The organism is Bradyrhizobium sp. AUGA SZCCT0431, from assembly GCF_018131065.1.
GTDB lineage: Bacteria > Pseudomonadota > Alphaproteobacteria > Rhizobiales > Xanthobacteraceae > Bradyrhizobium.
Window position 1 is genome coordinate 256,136 of record NZ_JAFCLR010000003.1, and the last position, 22,106, is coordinate 278,241.

Here is a 22,106-nt window from a genome sequence, read left to right on the forward strand (position 1 = left end):
GCTTATCCGACCGCCTTGATTGGTGCGCGGCGGACGTCCAGCGAGGTTTCATTCACCCGCTCGAAGCCGGCCAAAAAGACATCCAGCGCATCGCTGATGATGCGATCCTTGTCTTCGAGCACCGGCGATTCGTAGATGTATTTGCGGACGCCGTAATAGAAGATTCCGCCGTGAAAGACCCAGGCCAGTTCGAGTTCGGTCGCACTCGGCTTGTTTTGCACGATAAGCCCCGCTTCATGACGGCACTCCCGGATGATCCGGGTCAGGATCTTGTCCTTGACCATGCCGACATACCAGCGATTGATGTCGAGACCTTTCAAGCCCGAATAGAGATAGATGCGAAGCCATTTCCGGGTGAAGATCGCATCGGTATAGGCGCGATAGAATTCCAGCAGCCGGTCGCGAAGCGGCCGCGAGCGGTCGGTCAGCAGTTTCTCCCAGCCGGTTTCCAGCGGATCGAGATAGACCGTGCGATAGACCTCCTTGATCAAGTCGTCCTTGCTTGGAAAGTAACGATAGAGCAGCGGCTGCGTTACGCCAAGCCGTCGCGCCAGTGCGCGCGTTCCACCACCAAATCCTTCTTCCGAGAAAAATTCGGTCGCCTTCGCAACAATTTCCCGGCGACGATCGTCGGGAGAGAGGCGCCTTTGCTTGGTGCCAGCACGTTTGGGCTGATCTTTCCTGCTCATCAGGATTTGCCGTCATCGCCGGCAAGGAATCGGCCGAATCCGCCGCGTGCAAACAACAGTGGCTCCTGCCCATTATAAGTATAGGCCTCGACGGCCCCCAGGAAGATGATGTGGTCACCGCCGTAGTATCGATTGGCGGCACGGCACTGAAAACTTGCGACGCTGTCAGCAAGCACCGGCGCGCTGCCGAGCCCCGGCGTCCAGCTCACGCCGGCGAATTTGTCGGCGGAGGATTTTGCGAATTGCGAGGCCAGTGCCTGCTGAGAAGCACCGAGAACATTGACTGCGAAATGGCTGGCGTTCTGGAAGATGGTCAAGCCCTGCGAGAACATGCCGAGGCTCCACAAGACCAGCGGCGGATTCAGCGAGACTGAGGCAAAGGAGTTGCAGGTCACGCCATATGGTTTTCCGTCAGCCGCCATCGCTGTAACAATAGTGACGCCGGTAGCGAACGTACCGAGCGCATTACGAAAATCCCGGGGATCGATCGCCGAGTTGTCGCTGGCGAACTCGTTAGCGGGATCGGCTGGATGTTTGGGTGCGTCGGACATCCACCTCGCCTCAGAGCGTCAGGTTTTCGGACGGCAGGCCAAGCGCCACACGTCCATAATTGGTTCCCGCCGCATCGAAATTGAACGCGAGGTGCGAATTCACCGCGTGGGCATCGCGAAACTGCCGCTGCAACGCACCTGACGTAAACAGACTGCGCGCGCCGCTTGCAGCAAACAGCAGCGATACGGCGTCAGTGCAGAGGTTGACAGAAAACGCGCCGTCACGCCGCAATCGCGTCTTGTCTGCTATGTCCGGAACGTGGCCACGTCGAGCATCCGCCATGGCATCGATGCAATTCGTGCGCATGACCAGCCGCGCCGCGTCGATCTTGGCGGAGGCTTCCGCGATCTTGATCTGGGTCGTCTGCATATCGCTAAGCTTGGCACGATTATAGGTCGAGGCGCGATGACGTGCGAATTCGACATAATCATTCAAACAGGCCTGTGCATTACCCAGACCGACGCCTGATAATACATAAGGGAACAACGAAAATACCGGCAGCGCATAAAGGGCGTTTGGATTGATGGCACTCCCCGGGGTTGGCCCGCCGGTAAGATCGCTGACGGCGATCGTCATCTGCTCCGCGATAAAGGCGTCCGTGACCCTGACATCGTTCGATCCGGTCCCGCACAGGCCGGTCGCGTTCCAGGTATCGTTGATCTTGTAGTCGCTCTTGTTGAGCAGGAAGATCCGGTATTCGATACCGTCGGCGTCATCGTCGGACGAAACCACGCTGGCGAGCATGTTCCAATCGCAGGATTCGACGCCTGAGGAAAACGGCCAGTGGCCATTGAGCACATAACCGCCATTGACTTTTCTGGCCCGGCCGGCTGGAAAGATGAATGACGAGGCGATCAACGCATCGGCGTCCTTGTCCCAGACGGCTTCCTGCGCATGCCGGTCAAACATGCCCAGCATCCAGTGATGGCTGGCAAGGTTGGCAAAGTTCCACGCTACGGAAGCATCCGCCTGCCCCAGCGCATCGGCGCAATCGACCAGGGCAACATAGTCGAGTTCGGCGCCGCCGACGCGTTTGGGCTGCACGATCCGGAACAGGCCGGCATCGTGTAAATCTCGCTCGGTCTCCGGTGGCAGGCGCCGCAGTTCTTCAGTCCTGGCAGCACGCTCCCGCAGCTTCGGGATCAACGCTCTGGCGCGCGCGACGATAGCGGCATAGCTGTCCGTACCCGGTCCCGCGAGCGAACTTGCATCTGGCCTGCGGCCGTCCCCTGGCATTGGCGTTTCCTTGCCCAACCCGTCGTTGCGAACTGGAAGCGGTTGAGCCTGGCCAGTCTACCGCCTCACCGCCAATGATCAAGGCGCGCGGAACATGGCTCTTCCACCAAATTGGGCTGCTGCAACCTATGCAAAACGAAAAAGAGCCCGGCGGCCGTCAGGCCACCGGGCGAGGAGTACTTCGAAAGAATGCTGGACGCTGGCTATCCAATGAGCTTGCGCCAATAAAGCGTATTTGGCCAAGCCCACGGGACTGGCGGCTGAAACAGCCGGTAGCCGGCGCGAATGAAATTATTGGCTGACGACGGATTGTCAGTCGTGTCGGAAATGACCGAGCACCATCCGTTGAGCCGCGCACGTCCCTCCACGGCGCGCATCAAACGCAGTTGGAGCCGGCGCCCCCAATGCTTCCTCAGCACGCCAACCCGGCAGAAATAGCCGGCATTGGAAACGTGGGTTGAAGGGACCACTCCCGCAAAGGCGACTGGCTCCGTCTCGCAACGAGCGAGCCACCAATGCCCATGGTCGAACTTTGGTATAGGGGCACAATCCAAGAATGTCAGCCGATGAAGTTCCAGGAGCGTATCAGCTATCTCATCGTCGTGCCCGTCAACCTCACGAATCCGATACATTGGCGCCACCTGATGCTGAAATTTGAGTTGTCGACCGATTGCATTCAGCAAACCGTCGGCAATGAATCTGGACGCCACATCGATGACCGTGGCTGCGCAACAAACGCCCGAGATGTTCCGGTCATGGCGCATCTCCGCGATCACTTGCCAAGCGTCGCCTTGATGCCGAGCCAGACCGCACCGACAAATCCGGTGACGATCACGGTAATCACTGCTTTGAATGTATAACTCTGCGCCTGTTCGACACTTCTGCGCCAGCGACGCAGATGTTGAAAATCCGCCCGTAGTTCCTTTCGATCCTCCTCGTCGATGCCGAATGAGGTCAGAACGGTCGCGACGGATTTTAGAACCACGGCGTCGATATCGTCGCGATGCAGCCGCTGCTGTTCGGCTAGCGTTTCGACCACGATGGCCCTGACATCGGAACCTTCCAGGCCGCTCATCGCTTGATGATCCGGGCGATGTTTTCGAAACCACGCTTGGCGAAATAGAACGATACGACGAGGTTCGATGTGACCGCTGCAAACCCTGCGAGGGGATCGGTCGTGCCAAGTCCCATGACCTTATCCCAGACCAACAATTTGCAGAAGTATGCAGCGACACAGTATCCCATGAGCTTATCGGGCTCGTACCAGTGCCCGATTTCGGCAATGCGATACTGCATGATGGCGTTGGTTTCGGAGACCTGAGCGGCGATCTCTTTCCCGGCCAAATTGGCCGCCGTCGCGGCGTCAGCCGATTGCGCCTTCAGGTGCGCATTGTAGGCATCGATCAAGCCTTTGATCACCGGACCGCCCAAAAAACTGATAATAGTCATCCACATCAGGATTGCTTCCTTAGAGACCGCAGGCGCGCGGCCAAGGTTACGATCGAAATAGCCAGCAGCACCCTGCCAGCCCATGTCGGATCGCCGACAGCAGCTGACACCTGATCCTTGATAGCCGGATCACCCAGGATATCGCCCGCTGCGTCAACGAGCTGGAGCATCAATCCAAGGAAAGCCAGGAAATAGCTCCAGGCGATCGTCAGGGAGTTGAGGCAGAACGCCTTGATCCTCGCCAGCATTCTTCCTCACAAAAACAGGGTGAGCGCAAAACATAGAAACAGCCAGCCCGGCTCTTTCGAACAGATCGCCAAGACCAGGCCAACGACAGGCGCGCAAGCAGCGGCAACGATAAACCCATCAACGCGCAGCTTCGTCAGCATCACAGACTCCGGAGCTTCGCTTCGAGCCGGGCTGCCTTCTGGCGAAGGCTGGCGGCCTCGGTGCTCACTCCATTGATCCAGACCTTTATCTTCGGCCACGAATAGATCGAGGCGACGTAACCGGAGATGAGCAGGAGGACGTCGAAGAATATCCACATGGCTATTTCCTTTTGAAAACTGAAGCGAAGATGTTGGCAATGAACACGCCGATCGAGCCTTGGGACGGATGCGCGATCGACGGCCCCGCGGATCGCTCGATCGACACAGGCTCTTGCTTCTCTATTGATTTGGCGGGCGGGATCGTCGTACCCGGAAAGGTAATCGTCGGATCAAGCGCCATCATCGCCATCAATATGCCGGCGCAACCCAACTGACGATCCACCGCGCTCGGACCATAGACGCCGTCCCGGACATATTTTCCTGAAACGTACTGATCGGTACCACTCCAGATATACGGAGACGGCCTCCCGCGCGCCGCATAGCCGAGGCCATTATATTGCTCCAGCATCGTCAACGTTCCGCCGATCGACCAATCCTTGTTTCTGGCCGCGCGAGGGGCGCAATTGACGAGGGCGTCAATGGCCGCATCCTCCCAACTCCTAAACGGCCCTCGCCCCGCCGGAACATGAACCGAGACCCTGTTCCAGGGATCGCCCTGCGCGAGGCTGCCGCTCCAGTCCTGCGAGCATTCGCGCTCGTGAGCGACGGCGATAAAAGGCCACGGAACGCCGGTTTTTGCGGCCACGGCCTGGTAGCGAGCCTTGGCATTTGGAGTACTCAAACGCTTCGCAACCGTGGAAAATGCGCCTGCTCGCGTTAACCTGGCATTTGCCCAGCGTTTCGCGTTCGCTGCCTTGAGCGCTACTAGATCGACCATGCTTGCTCACTTTGGGATTGTGGTGCTAGAAGACCCATCCAATTCCGGGACGGGGTGAATGCGGAAGATCCACGATCAGAACACCTATAGTCTTGCCGACCACACGCTTGTCGTATTCGCCCTGCTAGGGCGATGGTGCAACCAGCAGACCAAGTTTCTGGACTTCGGATGCGGTGAAGGTGGCCTCGTTTATGAACTCAGAGACCGTGGCATCGACGCTTATGGCTTCGACATTCATGACCGCGTGAAGTACAGGCATCCGGACGACCGTCGCTTCTTTGGCTTCGTCAACAACCCGGAATCGGACACGTCTAACGCCGTTGTAGACGCTGAGACATTCCATATCCCGTTCCCCGATGAAACCTTCGATGTCGTTTACTCGACCTCAGTCCTTGAACACGTCATGGACATGCGCCAGACGATGAAGGAGATTTCGAGAGTGGTGAAGACGGACGGATTTACCTTTCACGTATATCCGCCAAAGTCGATTTTCATTGAGCCGCATATGTACGTGCCGTTCGGCTCGCTTTTCCAGTCGTGGTGGTATTTTTACTTCTGGTCTCTTCTCGGAATCCGAAACGAACATCAGTATCATCTAAAGACCGCCAGCGAAGTCGCCGACTACAATGTGACGTATTGCAACACCGGACTTAAATATCTCTCCAAGCGCGAACTTCTCGAATGTTGCAGGGAGTTTTTCCAGACAGCCCGCCTTGCTGACGACGCACTGAATTACGACCGCAAACTAGTGGTGATGCGTCGGCTAGGCATCGCTTTGCTTGAAAAGCATCCTTGGCGAGAACTGTCCAAATCTCAGAAACTGAGCGGACTTTATACGTCCAAGACCCCAGATACTCCGATGGACTTTATTAGCAGGGCCACTCGGACCTGGCGTAGGCTGGCCCGACGCCATTCGTACTAGATGATGCGCATGATGTAATTGCACATGATGGTTGGCTGAACGACGCCAAACGCAGTGCTGGTGCCGCCCTGTGCCGTTCCTGCCAGAGTGCCGGTAGACGTAATCGTGCTGACACCAGTAATGCCGACCGCACCTGCCGCCGCGCCGCCGCCAGTCCCTATGATGGCTTCTACGATAGAGTTCGTCTGCATGACCTGTCCGACTGTGGAAACCACAGTCAGACCGCCGGCCGGCGTATAGGCAGGCAGGTTCGCCGTCACCAGAACTTGCGTCTCGCCGCCGCCAGTGTCCCCCAGTACGTCGCCATCAAGACCATCGTTCGCATCGGTCAGACGGTTAGCTGACGAGCCGCCCATATCGTCCTTTTTCGCCGTCACGCGCCCGCGCAAGTCTGGCAAGTTGAATGTCGTGCTGTTGTCGCCGGGGCCGTAGGTGATGCCGATCAGATTAAACAGCGTCGAGTATGTTGTTCGCGAGATAGCCTGCCCATAGGGAAATACAAATGCGCTGTTCGGCGCTGTAGTGCCCCAATAGTCCATGCCGGCGCCAAGCGGGATATTATACGGATTGCCGTAGAAGTTTTGCAGATACCAGACCGCATCCGAGTTATTGTAGAGCGCGGTATAAGGCGTGCCCTGAATCAAGACTCCCGCCAGCAAATCGACGCCAACGAAAGACCGCAGCGGCCTCGCACCTAACGAGTCCACGCTGAGCGTCACCGTCGCGCCGTTCGTGACATGCGGCGTGAATGCAATGGTCTGACCACCCAGATGAGCGAGCGTGTCAAACGTCTCGAAACTCGAGACCGTATAGGCCGTCGACGTTCCGCTCGTAACAATGGCCCCTGACACGTCGTCGCGATATTTCGCTACCGCTGCCATCATCTGACGCGCGGAATCGTTCACGCTGGACGGTGCTTGGCCCTCCTGCCAGTTGACCAAGCTGTCTGCCGTTGCGTTATTGGCCGCGATTTGCGACCATTTATAGAGTGTCATTCCTGAATTCCCTTTTTCGTCTCTTCCGGCGCCTTGCCGGGCTATCTCTTCGCGCTCAATTCCAGGTATTGCGTGCAGGGACACGCCGGCGCGCGTGCCGTCAGTAAGTTGCGGATGACGCCAGGCGGAACGCCGAGGCTTTCGCTGGCGACCAGCTTCACCCGCGCGTCGATGACGGCCTCGATTTCGGCCCGGATCTGCTCGATACGTTCTTCAAGGGGTAGGGCGGGCAACGTTCTCATCGGCTTTGCTTTCCTCATCTGTCCGAACCTCCGGCTGCTGGCATGCAGTCAATTTTTGCTTGGCAATAGCGGCCTCGTTCTGTGCACGCCGCAATGCTTTCTCGCGCTGCAATTCGTGGGCTGCGACGTAGACCTGCAAATCATAAGGCAGCGACTTGAAGCGGTGCTTGCGATCTTCCGGCCAGGACCGCGGCGGCTCGATGCCAGCGAGGTCGCTGATTGCTGCGGCGGCTACGCCACCCAGCGTTGGATCGGCAAGCCCGACCGAACTGTGCAACTTCGAGATCTCCAGCACCGCGGGCCACAGCCGTTCGATGCCAAGCGCGGCACAGTCGGAAACAAATTTTGCGACATTCGCCGGAGCCGCCGGACAGGCCGAGAGCCCGTTGAGCTCGCACCATTTTGTGAACATCGGTGCGGCACGCATCCGCGCCAGAGCCAGCGCAGCAAGCACCGGGTTTGTCGTCGCGCGCATCGGGCGACTCAGCGCCGGGCCTTGCGCAACGCTTCATGGACGCCGCCCATCTTCTTGCGCAGCGCTGTCAATTGCGCATGCCGGCGCAAATTGTGCGAACCCGACCCGATCTCGCCCCGCAGTTCGGCATCGAAGCCTTCGAGCGCCGCGGCCCGCTTCTTCACGCCGTAGAGAGCAAACTTTTCAGCCATTCCATCGATCGCCATCGGCTTTCCATTGAGTTTTTCGTTGACGGATTCCACGCGTTCAATGAAGTCCCGGTCGTCATGCGTCATGGGCTACTCCTCCGTTAGGCTTGCTCAACACGTGATCACTGGAAGAACCACGGCTGCTCCGAATCATCGCAATAGCATCTGCGCAGTCGGTCAATCTGAAATCAGCGGCACGAGCGGCGGGCTTGCAATCGGGCGGCCATTTGGCCGGTCGATCGTCACGCATCTATCGTTTGCCTGCCTTCCGCGCGTGGTACAGCGCGACCGCGTCCTTGATGTCGCCCGAACTCGACAGCCGTGCATTGAGCGTTCGCAGATCAGCATGCTCGCGTTCCGCTGGCGTGCGCGCCATGCCGGGGCGCTGCACCGGCGGCAGCGGCCTTGCGGCAGCCGCATCCCTGGTCTTCATCATCAGGCGATATTTTCCGGCGTCATACTGCATCCCCCGGAAGATAATAATCCCGTCTCCGGGCGTCTCGATCTTGTCGCTGTACAGCTTGAAACCGCTGCCGACGCCGAGCGCGGCGATCTTGCTTTCGATCAACCGCTTGCTCGACTGCGCCAATGTCCGTTGCGCCTCGCGAATGCAAACCGCGAGCGTGCCGCGTTCGGCCTGACATGTCTCGACCAGAAGCTCGCCGAAAAAATGCGATTTTCCGGATCCCCTGCCGCCGAATGCTGCGCGGTACCTGCTGGGCCGAAGCAACGGCTCAAATACTTTCGCTGTCGGGATTTTCAGGGTTGACGATGAGCCGTTCGATGCGTTGGGGAGACTCGCCCGGGACTTCATTGCCGCGCTCCGATGGTTGCGCGGCCTTGCCCCAGCCGCGATCGAGGATGGCGTTGGCCGCCGAGACGCGCGCCGCAGGCGTCGCATCCTTGCTATGCATGATTTTGACGAGGACGTTGATGGCCGTCTTGGTCTGGCTCCGTGCCAGTGAGCGGATGTCTGCCAAGGGTTTCCTCACCGCGTCTCGTCATGATCCGCCGCGACGTATTCGCACGGCGTAAAGTCGGTCGGGTCCGCCGCAGGCTCGTGCACCGCGGAGCGGAACGCGATCGTCGGAAAATCGGTCTGTTCATGATCATGCCCGGGGCGCGGGATGAACTGGATGATTTCGGCACTCATGAGGGATCCTCCCATACCGCGATTGCAATCAGGCCGATCAGCGCGAGCGATATCAGATATGCGGTCATCGGCCTCTCTCTGGAAATAAATGCGCGGCATGATCGCTGGGGTGCGATCATTTCGGGCGCGAACCGTATCCCTGATGCAGGGGCCGCTTGCGGCCGTGACCTTGGCCACGCCGCACGCCGGCACGTTCGCGCGTGCCTGCTAATGATGATCTCAAAGGTTCGGACGACGGCGCGCCCGCGACGCCTCAGGCGACGGGCGTTGGGAGTTGGGGCGTCGTGACAAGCGGCCGCCGTCCGATTCAGAAAATTTCAACAAAAAAGCCCGCGGCGGATTTCTCCGCCCGGGCTCTGCATGATTTTCGTGATGATGTAGATGTGCCGGTGATTTGCCCGACGTGTCAAATTCTTTTTCAGGCCGTCAAGATCAGGGAGCGCCGATGCGACAAGCCTCGCCTGGCAACAAAGCGCGAGCCGATGGAATTTTGGTCTTCGAGACTATCGCTGCTGGGCGGCGAGCAAAAGCTTGAACAGCCCGCCGGGCGGCGGCGCATCCGGATTGTCGGGATCGAAGCCCGTAAGTGCCGCGATCCGGCCCGCAAGACCGCCCATCGGAATTGAACTGTCCGAGGGAGCGAGCGATGCGTCCGGGTCCACCGTGGAAGGTTGCGGTTTGGTGGCGTCCAGCTGGTTCAGATGTCGAATGTATTCCAAAAGAGTGGAAGCGCTCGATCCCTGGGGGCCTGGCATAGACGAGCCGCCGGCACCGCCTGCAGGCAAAGAGGCGTCACTTCCGCTAGCGAAGGCATCTCCGCGCGCGGGAGAAAAAACCTCATTGAACGGAACGAACGGCACTGTCGGCGCGCTTGTGTCAAATACGGATGCTTGCGGTTGGTCGGCAATCGTCCGGCTCAAATATCGGACCGGCCTGCTGCTGGAGATTCCGGGCGTTCCTCCCGCTTGCGGCAGCGGCGCCGCTTGCATCGGATTCAGCGGACCTAGGCCGGCCAGAGCGGCGGCCCAATCGGTGGAGCGGCCGGATGAGTTCAGTTGATCGGGAAGAACGAACTGCGCGGCCGGTACGCCGGTATCGAATACGGACGCTGCCGGTGTGTTGCCATCCCTCCGGCTCAGATATTGCATCGCCCTGGTGCTGCCCGAGATTTCTGTGAGCCCGCTGACGTGCGGGGGCGGTGCCTGCTGTGTCGGATTCGGAGCGACGACGCCTTCGGGAGAAAAGCCCCGGCTCTCAACGCTGTTGCCGCTATCGCTCGGTGCGACGCCTACCGGAGAGAAGTCCCAATTTCCGAAACGGCTTTCTAACGCCGTAGCAGCTCCTCCTCTCGCCAGCGGAGCAATCCGACTTAACCGCGGGAACGGGATTGGACCGCCTGAATCGGCGCGTTCTACTTCGTGATCGGTTTCATCGTGCGCAAGTCGACGCGAATCAATCGTGTCCCGCAAACCCGAACCGGGCGGCACAGTCGATCCGACTCCATTGTACCCTCTTGAACCGTCCAGAAAGAGGACGCCATCACGCGCTCCATCGCCACGAGGCTTTTCCCTCGTGCAACCCTGAGTCTCGTTGACCGGAATTTTCGTTATCAGATGATCCGCATTGTTTGCGCCGGGTAGCCCGAGATCAAGGGCTACTTGACCGGCCTGGCGTCGCACCCACATTCCTTCCTTGCCCCTCTCGCTGAAGTCGTAGCGCCCGGGTTCGCGAAATTCATTGGGAACAACGGCATGCGCGAGTTCATGCGCGATCACTTCGCCAACCGTCACCTGTCGACCGCCAACACCCCAACTTCCCGTGGTATCGGAATTTATCCGGATTGTTCGCGCGGATGGATCTGTCCTTATTGAATCAGCAATGCTTGTTTGAAGAACATTGGCGCCCATCCTGATTTCGATCGTCTTGTAGCCCGCCGCCACAGCCGCTTCTTCCATTGCGCGGAATGTACTGGACTTTTCGCGTAACAGCCGCACCTCGTTTGCAAGTTGTCCGGTATTCACCCCGGTAAATCGATACGCAAGTTCGGCCATTTCGTTTACTTTCCAGTTTCAACGGGTCGTTCGATGAGGTTCGCCATGAAGTGGTTCGGGGTCACCTTCACCTGAAGCACACTGCGCTCGCAAAAGAATTCGAATCCATAAAATCTCGAACCATCGGGATTAAACAGATGGGTGAGACCGGCCTCCTTGAACTGACACGGGGTTACAAGCGGCGCCCCGCTGTAGTCGGAAGCAACAAGCACGAAAAAATAGCAGTCACTTAAGCTGCAATCTGCGCTTCGTCTCACGGGAATACGAAACAGATCGACCGGCCCGACACCGGCGTCTGATAGTTCGAAATGGAGATAGTCGATCTTGCGGTCGGAGAACCGATAGATATCAACAATCTTCTGAAGTTGACCGAAGTATCGTCCACTTGTGTAAGGCACCCACGGGCCCGGCTCTTCGGCGTAGCTAGGAGCCTGACAAATGCCTGTACCAAGCGACAATACCCCAAACAAGCAAACCACGAAGGCTGTCGCCATGAACTTTTTCAGAAGGCTGCGTATCGGTTCAGCGTGAATGGATTTTGACATAAGTCCCCTCATCAGAGTGATCCGAGAATTTAGTAGCGATAAAGGTTCTCTCGATCGTCGACATTTTGGCTATCCCGATCGATCTAAGCGATCCTATTGAAGATCAAATCTGAGGTAGAGAATGCCTGCAGGCTCGTTCTGAATGAATAGACCACCTCGTGGGGCCGTCCCTTTAAAGAACGGCAATCGAGACAGTTTTGTATGTGCGTTAACGATTACAGAGCGACCTCCGCCGGAGAAGTAACAGCAAGTGAGATCGTCGTTCTCCAACTTTACAATAGCCTCCCCTGACTTCCAAGAGAGGGAAAAGCTGACGTTCAACTCCAACGATTCGATCTTTGCTTTGCAAGTTTGTTTCAGCTGGCACGCAACTGTACCGGCATCCTTGCCCGCGTTGACGGTATCGACGCCATAGTCGACGCTATAGTCAGCAGCCCATGCGGTATCGCTCGACAAAAGAAAACAAGCCAGCGCCGTTCCAACAGGAGCCAGCAAGGCAATCAGCCTGCCTGCATTTCGAAACATCAATTCTTCCCTGCCCGCTCGTCGAATATCTCGTTGGCAACTAATCCGCTTGAATAGAACAAAACATGAACTTAGTCAATTTCGCTTGAACGCGATGTCACCACTCGACCAGCGTATTTGCCTGAACAGTATCTTCGTGACGGAAATTTTTTCGCACCATCGCCTATGATGGATCCTCCCATACCGCGATTGCAATCAGGCCGATCAGCGCGAGCGATGTCAGATACGCGGTCATCGGCTCTCTCCGGGAAAAAATGTGCGGCATGATCGCTGCGGTGCGATCATTTCGGGCGCGAACGGTATCCCTGCTGCAGGGGCCGCTTGCGACCGTGGCTTCTGCACCACGCCGCACGCCGGCACGTTCGCGCGTGCCGGCTAGTGATGATCTCGAAGGTTCGGACGACGGCGCGCCCGCGACGCGTCAGGCGACGGGCGTTGGGAGTTGTGGCGTCGTGACAAGCGGCCGCCGTCCGATTGGAAAATTTCAATAGAAAAAGCCCGCGGCGGATTTCTCCGCCCGGGCTCTGCACGATTTTCGCGATGATGTAGATCTGCCGGTGATTTGCCCGACGTGTCAAATGTTTTTCGGACCGTCAACAAATTACCGAAAATGCGATGCAACAGGTTCGATAATTTGAAACTTTCCCGCGGATAGCATCGCTGCAAATGAAAAAGCCCGCGGCCGATTTACCAGCGCGAGCTTTACGATATCGGCGATGATGAAGCTGTGCCGCTGATTTGCCCGACGCGTCAAGCGCAAAAAATTGGTTCGGTGCATCGACATTCAAATGGAAACATTGGGCGCAGGGCACCAGCCAACGCTCAATCAGATCGCAAGGAGGCCGCTGATGTATTTCGTAGCTACCGTGCTCGCGATCCTGTCGGGCTTGTTCTATGCGGCAAGCCATAACGAGATCGGCTCGCTCGGCGTCACGATGTGCCAGTACGGCAGTTCGTTTTGTGCCAACCCGCTTCTCGTCCTGGTGGGAGCGGGGCTTGCTGCCGTATGGGGCGCGTTCGTCAGCGTACGCTGACGCGCCGGTCACGAGCCTGATTTCGCGATGATGATGACCTGCCCCTGATTTGCCCGACGTGTCAAACGCGAAATCAGGATCGCCGCATCAACCCTCGCGGCTACTTACACGCCGCCCGAAGGACTATTCGTCAACGGGATCGGCTATCGGAACCTCTTGAGTGAACCGGCCGCGGCGCCCCTGGAAGGCAGGATCGAGCCATTCGTGTTTCACGCCAATTGGACGGTTGGGCTTACCAACAAACGAAAATTGATGGCGCAGACGGGCGCCTGGTTGTTGGGTGCGGACTGAGCGGACGCGACCATCCTGTGATCTGCATAGGAAGCATGCAGATCACAGGCCATTTTCCGTAATCTCCCGGATTGATTGCAGCGGCAAAGAATTGTCCCTCACGATATTGACCCAGCGTGGGGCAGATCGTGATTTACAAGGGCGTGGAATACAGCGTCACGGCCACCAGCGAACCGGATGTCTGGCAATGGCGATTTCAGATCGGCGAACAGACCGTGGCCGGCAAGACCAGGACGCGGCTGATTCACATGGCCGAGCGTCGTGTTCACATGAGAATTGACGCTGCCCTCAGGGTTTCGCACAGCGAGGACCAACCTGCCGACTAGTTATCCCCGGACCGCACGGGGTTTGCCGGCTGCACGGGCTTCGGCCCCGGCGCATCAGGTTCTAGTTGCGGTTTCGGTTCGGTCGGCATCACCTTCGCGCCGGCCGCCCGGGCGGCGTCGCCTGTGGTGCTGTGATGAGCCTCCGCGGCCGTTTGCACCTTGGGCTTATTCCTTGGGCCGTAATCAGCGATCAACATGCTGAACCCGCCAACACACGCGACTGCAATCGCGACCGCCAGAGGTGCTCCGCCGCGGCGTGTCGCATGGCTTTCCTTCGCATGATCGTTCGTCATTTTAGAAACCCGGGTTTGATTGCTGTGTTGGAATCAAATCCCGGGGCTGACGATTGTTCCGCCTTCAGACCGCCCTGTCGCGGAACCGTGGCGGAACAAATCGCCAACTCGCGCATTTCCAGCATGCTGAACAGATTTCAAAGTTTAAAGTGAGTGTCGACAGTGAGCATCGAGACACCTCCACCGTTGCAGCCCAACATGGCCGAACGCGCGATCGACACCGCGACCGATGTATCGCGCACGATCACGGATGTGTCTGCAGCGCTTCAGGCCGCGGTCGATCGTCTAGCCGAGGCGATCGCAACGGCACGGCAACCCGGCAAGCCGCTATCCACCGTCAGCGCAATTACCCGGGAAGCGCCCCTCGCGAGCCTGTTCGTTGCGTTCCTGTTCGGAGTCGCAATAGCGCGCCGGCGGTAGCGGCTGCCTTCAGAACTTGCCTTTGGTCGCGTCCTTGGCGGCCGACATGACACCACCGCTGATCTGTCTCATATGCTCGCCGGCATTGGTGAACTGGCTTCGCAGGAATTCGGACTGAATCCGCATCGCTTCCTGGAGGTCGGTCGCATGAACCAGCTTTCGGGCGTGCTCGAATGCTGCCTTCATGTTCTGCTCGGTGAACGATAGCGCCTGCTTCGAAATCTCCGTCCCTGGCCCCGGCATCGACGTCATCGACTTGCCGGCGGCATCGAAGAACATGCCGAACGCCTTTTCTGCCTGATCGATGGTTTTTTCGGCCAGATCGCGCAGCTCGGCCGGAACTTCGAGTTTCGGTTCAATCATGATCGCCTCTCCAATGTCGTCTCTGGGAGGTTAGCATAGTTCAGGGCCGCGTCTGCGCCGTATTGGCCGGCGCCGCACTTCCTGGGATGTCATGCAGGCGCCTCAGTGAAGGAATTGTTTCCTACTCCGGCCCGTAGCGATGCGGGCTGGCGCACCCGATTCCAATCATGTCAACAGTGTGGCATAGTGATTCGGGGGCTCGAGTTCGACGGTTTGTGGCGTTGCGTCGCTCTCGGGAACATGGGGATCAAATGCTGCAAACATTCCGGCCAACGCCAACCTGCACGCGCTTTCAAACCAGCATAGAAATGCCCTGCATCAAATGCGGCGCGCAAATGAGGCTGGCCACGATCGAGCCACGCGATCAAAGTTACGATGTGCTGACCTATCGATGCACCCCATGCGACTCGGGCGAGAGCTTTTTGAAGGCCCGCTAATCGGGTCACAGCACGGCAGCCCCTGCCTCCGTCAGCACCGGCCCCTCGTCTCGTATCTCAATCAGACCGAGTTCGGTCAGAACGTGCAGATCTTCGTCACTGACAGGCGACATTTTCAGCCGGCGGGCCTGAATGTCCCGCAGCGTCCAACGAAGGCCAATAGCCTTTTCGAGGCCGAGTTCAGCGAAAGGATTGTCCACCATCCCTTCTCGACTATTGGTAGATTTCGATCAGATTTTGTCTGCATCGCGGCAGCTTCTTGCGCGCACCGGCTAATGCGACAATCGGCGCCCACCTCCCTGAGAATGGCGTTCAAGACCTTCCCTGTGCGCCGCGCAAACCTTGAGCAGAGCCGTCGCGAAAAAACAGCCCCGCTGTCTACGCAGCAACGTCGTCAGGCGCCATCCACCCAGATCGGCCCGCAGCACCGCGCTCAGTACCGGTAAGGTTCAATATCCAGCAGCGGGAATGCACTGAACACGCTCGGCAGGTTGGTCGGCATCGCCGCTTGTAGATAGGATTTGTTAAGCTCCGCAAGACTGGTGACGCCGAGCAACCCGAGGCACCGGATCACTTCATCCTCCAGCAATTCCAGCATCCGGGTGATGCCGGCCTCGCCCGCGGCGGCGAGCGCCCAGCATTGCAGCCGGCCGATGCCGACGAGATCGGCACCCGAGGCGATCGCCTTCACAATGTCGGTGCCGCGGCAGAACGAGCCGTCGACCATGATCTTGGCGCGGCCGGCAACGGCGTCTACGATTTCGGGCAGCACATGCATCGAGCCGCGGCCGTGGTCGAGTTGGCGTCCGCCGTGGTTCGACACATAGATCCAGTCCACCCCATGATCGAGCGCAATGGCCGCATCTTCCGCGGTCGCGATGCCCTTGAGCACCAGCGGGATTTTATACTTGTCCTTGATTAGCTTCACGGTCCGCCATTCCAGCCCCTTCTGGAAGTCGCCGCCGGTAGCGCGGATGCGGCTTTCGCGGACATAGCGCTTGGCGATATCACGTTCGCGCCGGCTGTAATGGGCGGTGTCGACCGTCAGGCAAAACGCGGCATAGCCGTTTTCGATCGTGCGGCTGACGGTATCTTCGACAAAGGCATCGTCGCCGCGAACGTAAAGCTGAAAGATGCGCAGCGCATCGGGCGCTGCTTTTGCCGTAGCCTCAAGCCCTGGCTCGGAGACCGAACTGAGCATATGGACAGCGCCGAACTGGCCGGCTCCTCGCGCAACCGCAGCACCTGAATCGGGATCGAAAATCTCCAGCGCACCGACGGGCGCGATCATCACCGGCAGGCGCAACTTACGCCCGAACAATTCGGTCGACGCGTCGACCCGGGCGACATTACGCAGGACCCGCGGCCGGAATGCGATCTCGTCGAGGGCCATGCGATTGCGGCGCATGGTCGTCTCGGTTTCCGAGGCCCCGACGATATAGTCCCAGGCGTTCTGGTTCAGCCGGGCCCGCGCCTTGCGCACGAATTCGTGGAGATTCTGGAATTCTTCGCCGCTGGCGCCGAGTTCGACATTCCTCGCCGGCCGGATGGGGGTCCCATCATTCATGCTGTTTCTCTCCCGTTTTGGCGGCACATTAGCCGCAGACAAATGGGAAAAGCTACCGCTTTGAACGGGTTAATCCGGCGCTGGAATGGAGGGCTGCTATTCGCTGGCGAGATACATCAGCTTGGAATGGAAAACTCCTGCGCCCGAGACCTGGGAGGCAATCAGGAATGCCGCCACCACGGCCGGTACGCTGATGAGTCGCAGGAATTGATCGATTGAAAGCATGCTCGTCGTCCCCAAAAGGTGCTTGTGAGGCGCGTTCAATCCGCCCCTTGCGTCGTCCGCTGATCGCCCGTGAAAAGCTGGTCGGTATAGGCCGCCCCGGAAACCGTGAGCAGCGCGAGAATCGAAATGACGGCCAGCGTTTTCATGTCCTCAAGGTCGATGTGGATTGTGGCCAAAAACGTCAGAGGTTGGCGCATTTTCGGGACCAGCGCAGGGGAACTTCGTGGCCGCAGGCCCGGTCGCGCGGCTCAGCCGCCCGAAAAACGGCTCCTGTATTCGGTGGGAGATACGCCGAGGTGGCGCAGGAACGCGCGCCGCATGCGTTCGTCATCGCCGAACCCAGCGCGTTTGGCGACTTCGATCACGCCGCCGACCTGCCTGCTTTCCAGCAACAGACGTGCGGTTTCCACCCGCAGCGCTTCGACACCGCTCGCCGGCGTCATTCCGGTGCGGCTGGCATAGGTGCGAGCAAAAGTCCGAGGCGTCATCCCGGCCTTCGCGGCGAGTGTTTCGACCCTGAGATCGCTTGCGATATTCTCGATGATCCAGGCGTGCAACGCGCTGAACCGCCCTTCGACGTCGGAGGCTTGCGCCGCGAGCACGGTAGAGAATTGGCTCTGGCCGCCGGGCCGCTTGAGAAACACCACCAGCCTTCGCGCAACGTCGAGCGCGGTGGTGTGGCCGAAATCCTCCTCGATCATGGCGAGCGCCAGGTCGATCCCGGCACTGACACCAGCCGATGACCAGACCCTGCCGTCCTTGACGAAGATCGCGTTCGGCTCGACGCGGATACTGGGGAAGCTGTCCTGCAGTCTCGGGCAATAGCGCCAATGGGTCGCGGCGCGCTTTCCGTCCAGCGCGCCGGTCCAGGCCAGCGCGAAGGCCCCGAGACACACCGATGCCACCCGACGCGCCTTGGGCAGGGTCTGCGAAATCCATTGCATCAGCCGGGTGTCTTCGCGGATATCCCAAATTCCCGGCCCGCCCGGGATCACCAGCGTATCGACCTGATGCGGCCGGAGGCTCTCGATCGCGGCGGTATCGACCATCATCCCGACGTCGGTCGGCACCAGCCCGCCCGAGGCCGAGAGATAGGACAGGGAATAGCCCGGACCAGGCAACTCGATCGCCGCCAGTTCCGCGAATACTTGGGCCGGACCGGAGATATCCAGCAGGGTCACGCCCGGAAAGGCGACGATCGCGATTCGCCGCGTCGACGGCGCTTCACCCGGTCCGGAACGTCGGGGTTTGGCAGATTTCGAGGGCATATTGTCCTTTAAGCCATTCGAGGCTCGCCTGTATAGCTCGGGATGCGTAACTGGAGTTCGGCGATGACGCGAAATCTGGGCAGCCGGTATCAGGCGATCAAATCGCCCTGGACAGACTACGCGGTCTACAGCTTTCCGGATGCATCAAGCGTCGCAGCCCCCGACCGCCAATCGCTGATGGACGCGATGAACGGCATCATCGCCGTCAACTGGAAAGCCAGCGAGCCGCATTGGACGGCGGACGCCTCCCCGTTCGACAGCAAGTTCAGCCTCATTCTGGTTTTTAGCAGCTCCGGACTGGCCGCGTTTTCAGTCTATCGCGTGCTGAGAATCTCCAGCGGACTTGCAATTTATCGCAGCGGAACCGAGGTGCTCCCCGCCCATCAGGGCCGCGGGCTCTACGGGTTCTTCACCTCGGAAGTCCTGAGATGCTCTGGTGCGGCCGAGAAGGGTGACAGCGTGCTCTATGGATGGCGGACGCGAAATCCCATCGTATGGGCCGCCAATGCCAAGATCTGCGAGAAGGTTGCCCCCTCGCTGCTTGGGGACACGCAGGATCCCGCATTGCAAGCGGCCTGCATTGAGATGTGCTCCTCGCTGTACCCCGGCAAACTGCTGGAACTACCCGGCATGATCATGCGGGGCGCCTACGGCCACATTAAGCACCACCGGCAGGACTATCATGGCGCGGCGTCGCTGGTCGACGCCGCGATGTCCCGTGTGATTCCCGATACGGCCGATGCCCTGTTCTCGGTCGGATACGCGAGGGTATGATGTCGATGCCCGGACAACAGGCCATGATCGCACCGGTCTCGCGGTTCACCGATCGCGCCTATTTGGCCTGGGCAGCGGTGGCCATCGCCTACGCCATTGCGTTCCTGCAGCGCGTGTCGCCGCAAACGGTCAGCCTGAATCTCATGCACGACTTCAGCACCGACGCCGCCGGCGTCGCGATGCTCGCCTCCAGCTACTTCTGGGGCTACACGCTGATGCAGATTCCGGCGGGTCTTCTGGTCGACCGTTACGGCGTCAAGCGCGTGGTGCTGTTCAGTATGGTGGCATCCTCGCTCGGGAGTGCTGCGTTTGCGCTGGCGCCGAACATGCTCGACGTATTTGCGGCGCGCCTCGTCATCGCTTGCGGCGACGCGCTGGTATTCACGGCGCTGTTGAAGCTCGTGGCGCAGAGCTTCAGCGACGAGCGGTTCGGCGTCATGTCAGGCATCTCGCAAGTATCCGGCTACGTCGGCGGGGTCATCGCGACGACACCACTCGCGGCCGCGGTAACCGGCTTCGGCTGGCGCGCGTGTTTTCTGTTCATCGCCGCCGTTGGATTGGCCAACCTTGCCTTCGCCAAGGTCGTGCTGAAGCCTGATCCGGTGTCGCGCAGCAACAAGACGTTGAAGAGCGTCGTTGTGGCCGCCGGACAATCTCTGACCCAGCTCGCCAACTGGGGCTGCGCCATGACTTTTGCCTCCCACTTCGCCGTCGTGACCACACTGTCGGGCGTCTGGGGCATTCCGATGGTGGCGCATTTCTTCAATATCTCGCCGACGGCGGCCGCCACTCCCCTGCTCGCCTTCATGATCGGTAACGCGGTCGGCTCGATCTTTCTCGGTCACATGGCTGACCGCGCAGCAGCCGCGCTCGACACCGCGCTGATCCTCATCTGCGTGCTGCGGATGGTGCTGATTGCAATGCTGCTGCCGCCGATCGCACAGGCGTTCGGCCTGATCTACGTTACCATCGTGTTTACGGCGCTCGGACTTGTCGCCGGCGGGACGGTGCCCCTGGTGCTGAAATGCACCAAGAAACTATACACCTCCGACCTTATCGGCGTCGGCGCGTCCGTGAACACGACGGCCGCGGGAATTTTCGCCGGCGCGGCACAGCCCGTCATCGGGTTCGCCATGATTGCCGCCAGTCCGCTTGCCGCCAGCGGCGGCATGCAAGGCGCTGCCGCGATCGGCGACGCCGGTTACAGCATGCTTATCGGAATTCTACTGCTCATGTCGCTGCCGGGTGTTGCCGGACCGTTATTGATGAGGACCAAATTGATAGTTCGCTAGACGTATTGAACGTAGAGGGGCCGTTATGGAGCGTTTGTTTTTGAGAAGAGAGGAAGTCGCTTCGAAGTATGCGGTGAGCAGTTGGCAAACCGTCATGTTCTCCGAATTCGAAGCCCAGATGAGCAGCGAAGCGAGACCTTTTCCCTGTGTTTTCGGCGTGACCGGCCATCGGCAGGACCAGTTGCGCTATCTGTTCCTCGATCCCTACGATGTCGAGATTCTAGGCGTCCAACTCGCACAATACGTCTCCGAGTCCAGATCCTACGGTCCCAACACTTCGTTGATCGTATTCACCCGGCCTCGCCCGGTGCAGACGCTTGACGCCTATTACCGCAAGATGTGGCTGACGCTCGACCAGTTGGCGCGGCTCGACAAGAGTCCATGGCCGGCAGAGATCCCCGAACAGATCGATCATCCAATGTGGGAGTTCTCATTCGCCGGAGAGCCAATTTTCGTGGTGTGCACGACGCCGGCACACGTGATGCGGCAAAGCCGCCGGTCGAGCGCCTTCATGCTCACCTTCCAGCCACGATGGGTGTTCGAGAAGATCCTCGGTAGCGAAAAGGCCACCAACGCCGCATTCGCCGAAGTACGCAAGCGGCTCATTCCCTACGACAATGCGAGCCCCTCACCGCATCTCGGCCGTTACGGTGCGGCCGACGGGCGCGAGTACCAGCAATACTTCCTGCATGACGATAACGAATCCGGAGGAGGCTGTCCCTTCGCCAAGCTCGCGCAGAGCAAACCATCTCAAATCGAAGACAAGGAGCAAGCGGCATGACCCAAATCATTGCAAGTCAGAAAACCGAGTTCGCTATCGATCCCGTCATCCTGAACCTGCTCCCCGAGCAAGGCAGCATCGAATTGCAGCATGACGCCGCGGGCAAGGTGCATCGCTTTCACACCCATCCGGTAGATGAAATCCTTGTGATAATTAGCGGCCGGCTGAATTTCACGTGGGATGGCGGCGAGCGCATCGTCGGCGCCGGCGATACCATTCACCTTCCCGCCGGCACACTCCACCAATCCGAAGCGCTGGAGGGCGGCGCGGTCTACGCGATCGCAACCCGTCCACCCGCCCATCAAGCGAACAATTGAAGCAAGGCGCGCGTGCAATGGGGGTCAAGACAATGAGGGATCGTTAGACAAAGGGTCCGTCGCCGCCCGTTCGACCAGCTCGATGATTTCGGAACGCTGACCGGACGGAAGTTTCACGAAAGCCTTCAACAGTCGCAGGCTTTCGATCGTTTCGCTCGATGGAGCTCCGAGTTTCTTCTGCAGCTCTGCAACATAAGTGGGATTTTTCATCTCGCACCTTAGAAGAGGAACAGGAATGGCATATCCAGGTAAACGTGAGGGCTTGGCCCAGAAAGTAGATACTGCTGCGCAAGAAGCCGAACGGCTCGGCCTGACGACGGCGACCCTGATACTTCGCATGGCTCGCCTGGAAATCGATCGCGCGGAGCCCGAACAGGTTGCAACTATGCCAAAAAACAACCTGCGCAGCAAGCCGAACTGAACGGCCGAA

At 59.2% G+C, this 22,106-nt stretch carries 34 protein-coding genes; 9 read left to right on the forward strand and 25 right to left on the reverse strand.

All coding sequences use genetic code 11. The features are described 5' to 3' along the window. Positions 1–2: 2 nt before the first annotated feature. From JQ567_RS04235 to JQ567_RS04270, 9 genes are all read right to left on the reverse strand, one after another. Positions 3–689, reverse strand: coding sequence for a TetR/AcrR family transcriptional regulator (locus JQ567_RS04235; RefSeq protein ID WP_212437623.1), 687 nt, complete (start codon positions 687–689; stop codon positions 3–5). Then, positions 689–1,240 carry a flavin reductase family protein gene (locus tag JQ567_RS04240; RefSeq protein WP_212437624.1) on the reverse strand — a complete coding sequence of 184 codons (552 nt, stop codon included), beginning with the start codon at positions 1,238–1,240 and terminating at the stop codon, positions 689–691. Before JQ567_RS04240 ends, JQ567_RS04235 begins: the two co-directional genes overlap by 1 nt. Before the next feature lie 10 nt (positions 1,241–1,250). Then, positions 1,251–2,477: an acyl-CoA dehydrogenase family protein gene (locus tag JQ567_RS04245; RefSeq protein WP_212437625.1), complete on the reverse strand. Its 1,227-nt coding sequence runs from the start codon at positions 2,475–2,477 to the stop codon at positions 1,251–1,253. A 203-nt stretch (positions 2,478–2,680) separates the two neighbouring features. After that, positions 2,681–3,109: a GNAT family N-acetyltransferase gene (locus tag JQ567_RS04250; RefSeq protein WP_212437675.1), complete on the reverse strand. Its 429-nt coding sequence runs from the start codon at positions 3,107–3,109 to the stop codon at positions 2,681–2,683. 140 nt (positions 3,110–3,249) lie between these two features. Further along, entirely contained in the window at positions 3,250–3,552 is a 303-nt protein-coding gene (locus JQ567_RS04255) for a hypothetical protein (protein ID WP_212437626.1), read from the reverse strand. Then, a complete protein-coding gene (locus JQ567_RS04260) occupies positions 3,549–3,932 on the reverse strand; it encodes a hypothetical protein (protein ID WP_212437676.1) in 384 nt (127 codons plus the stop codon). The genes JQ567_RS04255 and JQ567_RS04260 overlap by 4 nt, the downstream gene beginning before the upstream one ends. A 248-nt stretch (positions 3,933–4,180) precedes the next feature. Next, on the reverse strand, positions 4,181–4,315 hold the full coding sequence (locus JQ567_RS38555; RefSeq protein WP_283816443.1) for a hypothetical protein: 135 nt from the start codon (positions 4,313–4,315) through the stop codon (positions 4,181–4,183). Next, complete coding sequence (locus JQ567_RS04265; RefSeq protein WP_212437627.1) at positions 4,315–4,473, reverse strand: hypothetical protein; 159 nt, start codon at positions 4,471–4,473, stop codon at positions 4,315–4,317. Before JQ567_RS04265 ends, JQ567_RS38555 begins: the two co-directional genes overlap by 1 nt. 2 nt (positions 4,474–4,475) lie before the next feature. Then, positions 4,476–5,192 carry a hypothetical protein gene (locus JQ567_RS04270; RefSeq protein WP_249165212.1) on the reverse strand — a complete coding sequence of 239 codons (717 nt, stop codon included), beginning with the start codon at positions 5,190–5,192 and terminating at the stop codon, positions 4,476–4,478. A gap of 58 nt (positions 5,193–5,250) precedes the next feature. On the opposite strand from JQ567_RS04270, the gene JQ567_RS04275 reads away from it, so the two are divergent. Beyond that, a complete protein-coding gene (locus tag JQ567_RS04275) occupies positions 5,251–6,114 on the forward strand; it encodes a class I SAM-dependent methyltransferase (protein ID WP_212437628.1) in 864 nt (287 codons plus the stop codon). Here the strand turns inward: JQ567_RS04275 and JQ567_RS04280 are convergent. The 10 genes from JQ567_RS04280 to JQ567_RS04325 form a co-directional block, all read right to left on the reverse strand. Further along, positions 6,111–7,109, reverse strand: a complete 999-nt coding sequence (locus JQ567_RS04280) for a phage tail protein (protein WP_212437629.1) — start codon at positions 7,107–7,109, stop codon at positions 6,111–6,113. The genes JQ567_RS04275 and JQ567_RS04280 overlap by 4 nt on opposite strands. Before the next feature lie 41 nt (positions 7,110–7,150). Then, complete coding sequence (locus tag JQ567_RS04285; protein WP_212437630.1) at positions 7,151–7,351, reverse strand: hypothetical protein; 201 nt, start codon at positions 7,349–7,351, stop codon at positions 7,151–7,153. Further along, a complete protein-coding gene (locus JQ567_RS04290; RefSeq protein WP_212437631.1) occupies positions 7,323–7,826 on the reverse strand; it encodes a hypothetical protein in 504 nt (167 codons plus the stop codon). The genes JQ567_RS04285 and JQ567_RS04290 overlap by 29 nt, the downstream gene beginning before the upstream one ends. A gap of 8 nt (positions 7,827–7,834) precedes the next feature. Beyond that, the gene (locus JQ567_RS04295) at positions 7,835–8,101 is read right to left on the reverse strand and encodes a hypothetical protein (protein ID WP_212437632.1); all 267 of its coding nucleotides are present in this window, start codon (positions 8,099–8,101) and stop codon (positions 7,835–7,837) included. 163 nt (positions 8,102–8,264) lie between these two features. Continuing rightward, positions 8,265–8,744: a phage terminase large subunit gene (locus JQ567_RS39005; RefSeq protein ID WP_249165213.1), complete on the reverse strand. Its 480-nt coding sequence runs from the start codon at positions 8,742–8,744 to the stop codon at positions 8,265–8,267. A 4-nt stretch (positions 8,745–8,748) separates the two neighbouring features. Beyond that, complete coding sequence (locus tag JQ567_RS04305) at positions 8,749–8,994, reverse strand: hypothetical protein (protein ID WP_249165214.1); 246 nt, start codon at positions 8,992–8,994, stop codon at positions 8,749–8,751. A gap of 8 nt (positions 8,995–9,002) precedes the next feature. Then, complete coding sequence (locus tag JQ567_RS04310) at positions 9,003–9,167, reverse strand: hypothetical protein (RefSeq protein WP_212437634.1); 165 nt, start codon at positions 9,165–9,167, stop codon at positions 9,003–9,005. Between the two features lie 503 nt (positions 9,168–9,670). Further along, a complete protein-coding gene (locus tag JQ567_RS04315) occupies positions 9,671–11,218 on the reverse strand; it encodes a hypothetical protein (RefSeq protein ID WP_212437635.1) in 1,548 nt (515 codons plus the stop codon). Positions 11,219–11,223: 5 nt separating this feature from the next. Then, the gene (locus JQ567_RS04320) at positions 11,224–11,763 is read right to left on the reverse strand and encodes a hypothetical protein (RefSeq protein ID WP_212437636.1); all 540 of its coding nucleotides are present in this window, start codon (positions 11,761–11,763) and stop codon (positions 11,224–11,226) included. A gap of 93 nt (positions 11,764–11,856) precedes the next feature. Further along, entirely contained in the window at positions 11,857–12,288 is a 432-nt protein-coding gene (locus JQ567_RS04325; RefSeq protein WP_212437637.1) for a hypothetical protein, read from the reverse strand. An 848-nt stretch (positions 12,289–13,136) separates the two neighbouring features. On the opposite strand from JQ567_RS04325, the gene JQ567_RS04330 reads away from it, so the two are divergent. The 3 genes from JQ567_RS04330 to JQ567_RS04340 all read left to right on the forward strand — a co-directional run bounded on the left by JQ567_RS04330 (position 13,137) and on the right by JQ567_RS04340 (position 14,652). Next, on the forward strand, positions 13,137–13,322 hold the full coding sequence (locus JQ567_RS04330; protein WP_192738654.1) for a hypothetical protein: 186 nt from the start codon (positions 13,137–13,139) through the stop codon (positions 13,320–13,322). A 407-nt stretch (positions 13,323–13,729) separates the two neighbouring features. Beyond that, complete coding sequence (locus JQ567_RS04335) at positions 13,730–13,939, forward strand: hypothetical protein (protein ID WP_249165215.1); 210 nt, start codon at positions 13,730–13,732, stop codon at positions 13,937–13,939. A 455-nt stretch (positions 13,940–14,394) separates the two neighbouring features. Further along, positions 14,395–14,652, forward strand: a complete 258-nt coding sequence (locus JQ567_RS04340) for a hypothetical protein (protein WP_212210059.1) — start codon at positions 14,395–14,397, stop codon at positions 14,650–14,652. A gap of 9 nt (positions 14,653–14,661) precedes the next feature. On the opposite strand, the gene JQ567_RS04345 is transcribed toward JQ567_RS04340, so the two are convergent. The 5 genes from JQ567_RS04345 to JQ567_RS04360 form a co-directional block, all read right to left on the reverse strand. Beyond that, positions 14,662–15,015: a phasin gene (locus JQ567_RS04345; protein WP_192738658.1), complete on the reverse strand. Its 354-nt coding sequence runs from the start codon at positions 15,013–15,015 to the stop codon at positions 14,662–14,664. Between the two features lie 442 nt (positions 15,016–15,457). Then, positions 15,458–15,655 (reverse strand): hypothetical protein, encoded by a 198-nt coding sequence (locus tag JQ567_RS04350; RefSeq protein ID WP_212437639.1) that lies wholly within the window; start codon positions 15,653–15,655, stop codon positions 15,458–15,460. A 230-nt stretch (positions 15,656–15,885) separates the two neighbouring features. Further along, entirely contained in the window at positions 15,886–17,019 is a 1,134-nt protein-coding gene (locus JQ567_RS04355; RefSeq protein ID WP_212437640.1) for an alpha-hydroxy acid oxidase, read from the reverse strand. A 96-nt stretch (positions 17,020–17,115) separates the two neighbouring features. After that, positions 17,116–17,244, reverse strand: a complete 129-nt coding sequence (locus JQ567_RS38560; RefSeq protein ID WP_283816444.1) for a hypothetical protein — start codon at positions 17,242–17,244, stop codon at positions 17,116–17,118. A 248-nt stretch (positions 17,245–17,492) separates the two neighbouring features. Beyond that, entirely contained in the window at positions 17,493–18,512 is a 1,020-nt protein-coding gene (locus tag JQ567_RS04360; protein WP_212437641.1) for a GlxA family transcriptional regulator, read from the reverse strand. Positions 18,513–18,575: 63 nt separating this feature from the next. Here JQ567_RS04360 and JQ567_RS04365 point away from each other — a divergent pair, with 63 nt between their 5' ends. From JQ567_RS04365 to JQ567_RS04380, 4 genes are all read left to right on the forward strand, one after another. Beyond that, positions 18,576–19,286 (forward strand): hypothetical protein, encoded by a 711-nt coding sequence (locus JQ567_RS04365; RefSeq protein WP_212437642.1) that lies wholly within the window; start codon positions 18,576–18,578, stop codon positions 19,284–19,286. Next, positions 19,286–20,578 (forward strand): MFS transporter, encoded by a 1,293-nt coding sequence (locus tag JQ567_RS04370; protein WP_212437643.1) that lies wholly within the window; start codon positions 19,286–19,288, stop codon positions 20,576–20,578. Before JQ567_RS04365 ends, JQ567_RS04370 begins: the two co-directional genes overlap by 1 nt. A 73-nt stretch (positions 20,579–20,651) precedes the next feature. Further along, a complete protein-coding gene (locus JQ567_RS04375; RefSeq protein WP_312017341.1) occupies positions 20,652–21,359 on the forward strand; it encodes a YqcI/YcgG family protein in 708 nt (235 codons plus the stop codon). Beyond that, complete coding sequence (locus JQ567_RS04380) at positions 21,356–21,676, forward strand: cupin domain-containing protein (protein ID WP_212437645.1); 321 nt, start codon at positions 21,356–21,358, stop codon at positions 21,674–21,676. Before JQ567_RS04375 ends, JQ567_RS04380 begins: the two co-directional genes overlap by 4 nt. A 24-nt stretch (positions 21,677–21,700) precedes the next feature. On the opposite strand, the gene JQ567_RS04385 is transcribed toward JQ567_RS04380, so the two are convergent. Then, positions 21,701–21,886 carry a hypothetical protein gene (locus JQ567_RS04385; protein ID WP_212437646.1) on the reverse strand — a complete coding sequence of 62 codons (186 nt, stop codon included), beginning with the start codon at positions 21,884–21,886 and terminating at the stop codon, positions 21,701–21,703. A gap of 25 nt (positions 21,887–21,911) precedes the next feature. Between JQ567_RS04385 and JQ567_RS04390 the strand changes: the two genes are divergently transcribed. Continuing rightward, positions 21,912–22,097: a hypothetical protein gene (locus JQ567_RS04390; protein WP_212210050.1), complete on the forward strand. Its 186-nt coding sequence runs from the start codon at positions 21,912–21,914 to the stop codon at positions 22,095–22,097. Positions 22,098–22,106: the final 9 nt, after the last annotated feature.

Bases quoted from the DNA above. Each gene is read 5' to 3' on its own strand.
- JQ567_RS04350 (WP_212437639.1), bottom strand. From the start codon at position 15,655: ATGGTGGACAATCCTTTCGCTGAACTCGGCCTCGAAAAGGCTATTGGC.
- JQ567_RS04295 (WP_212437632.1), bottom strand. From the start codon at position 8,101: ATGACGCATGACGACCGGGACTTCATTGAACGCGTGGAATCCGTCAAC.
- JQ567_RS04360 (WP_212437641.1), bottom strand. From the start codon at position 18,512: ATGCCCTCGAAATCTGCCAAACCCCGACGTTCCGGACCGGGTGAAGCG.
- JQ567_RS04285 (WP_212437630.1), bottom strand. From the start codon at position 7,351: ATGAGAACGTTGCCCGCCCTACCCCTTGAAGAACGTATCGAGCAGATC.
- JQ567_RS04310 (WP_212437634.1), bottom strand. From the start codon at position 9,167: ATGAGTGCCGAAATCATCCAGTTCATCCCGCGCCCCGGGCATGATCAT.
- JQ567_RS04390 (WP_212210050.1), top strand. From the start codon at position 21,912: ATGGCATATCCAGGTAAACGTGAGGGCTTGGCCCAGAAAGTAGATACT.
- JQ567_RS04365 (WP_212437642.1), top strand. From the start codon at position 18,576: ATGACGCGAAATCTGGGCAGCCGGTATCAGGCGATCAAATCGCCCTGG.
- JQ567_RS04240 (WP_212437624.1), bottom strand. From the start codon at position 1,240: ATGTCCGACGCACCCAAACATCCAGCCGATCCCGCTAACGAGTTCGCC.
- JQ567_RS04315 (WP_212437635.1), bottom strand. From the start codon at position 11,218: ATGGCCGAACTTGCGTATCGATTTACCGGGGTGAATACCGGACAACTT.
- JQ567_RS04280 (WP_212437629.1), bottom strand. From the start codon at position 7,109: ATGACACTCTATAAATGGTCGCAAATCGCGGCCAATAACGCAACGGCA.
- JQ567_RS04325 (WP_212437637.1), bottom strand. From the start codon at position 12,288: ATGTTTCGAAATGCAGGCAGGCTGATTGCCTTGCTGGCTCCTGTTGGA.
- JQ567_RS04370 (WP_212437643.1), top strand. From the start codon at position 19,286: ATGTCGATGCCCGGACAACAGGCCATGATCGCACCGGTCTCGCGGTTC.
- JQ567_RS04235 (WP_212437623.1), bottom strand. From the start codon at position 689: ATGAGCAGGAAAGATCAGCCCAAACGTGCTGGCACCAAGCAAAGGCGC.
- JQ567_RS04330 (WP_192738654.1), top strand. From the start codon at position 13,137: ATGTATTTCGTAGCTACCGTGCTCGCGATCCTGTCGGGCTTGTTCTAT.
- JQ567_RS04250 (WP_212437675.1), bottom strand. From the start codon at position 3,109: ATGTATCGGATTCGTGAGGTTGACGGGCACGACGATGAGATAGCTGAT.
- JQ567_RS04345 (WP_192738658.1), bottom strand. From the start codon at position 15,015: ATGATTGAACCGAAACTCGAAGTTCCGGCCGAGCTGCGCGATCTGGCC.
- JQ567_RS04270 (WP_249165212.1), bottom strand. From the start codon at position 5,192: ATGGTCGATCTAGTAGCGCTCAAGGCAGCGAACGCGAAACGCTGGGCA.
- JQ567_RS04265 (WP_212437627.1), bottom strand. From the start codon at position 4,473: ATGTGGATATTCTTCGACGTCCTCCTGCTCATCTCCGGTTACGTCGCC.
- JQ567_RS04385 (WP_212437646.1), bottom strand. From the start codon at position 21,886: ATGAAAAATCCCACTTATGTTGCAGAGCTGCAGAAGAAACTCGGAGCT.
- JQ567_RS04245 (WP_212437625.1), bottom strand. From the start codon at position 2,477: ATGCCAGGGGACGGCCGCAGGCCAGATGCAAGTTCGCTCGCGGGACCG.
- JQ567_RS04320 (WP_212437636.1), bottom strand. From the start codon at position 11,763: ATGTCAAAATCCATTCACGCTGAACCGATACGCAGCCTTCTGAAAAAG.
- JQ567_RS04355 (WP_212437640.1), bottom strand. From the start codon at position 17,019: ATGAATGATGGGACCCCCATCCGGCCGGCGAGGAATGTCGAACTCGGC.
- JQ567_RS04380 (WP_212437645.1), top strand. From the start codon at position 21,356: ATGACCCAAATCATTGCAAGTCAGAAAACCGAGTTCGCTATCGATCCC.
- JQ567_RS04255 (WP_212437626.1), bottom strand. From the start codon at position 3,552: ATGAGCGGCCTGGAAGGTTCCGATGTCAGGGCCATCGTGGTCGAAACG.
- JQ567_RS04260 (WP_212437676.1), bottom strand. From the start codon at position 3,932: ATGTGGATGACTATTATCAGTTTTTTGGGCGGTCCGGTGATCAAAGGC.
- JQ567_RS38555 (WP_283816443.1), bottom strand. From the start codon at position 4,315: ATGCTGACGAAGCTGCGCGTTGATGGGTTTATCGTTGCCGCTGCTTGC.
- JQ567_RS38560 (WP_283816444.1), bottom strand. From the start codon at position 17,244: ATGCTTTCAATCGATCAATTCCTGCGACTCATCAGCGTACCGGCCGTG.
- JQ567_RS04275 (WP_212437628.1), top strand. From the start codon at position 5,251: ATGCGGAAGATCCACGATCAGAACACCTATAGTCTTGCCGACCACACG.
- JQ567_RS04290 (WP_212437631.1), bottom strand. From the start codon at position 7,826: ATGCGCGCGACGACAAACCCGGTGCTTGCTGCGCTGGCTCTGGCGCGG.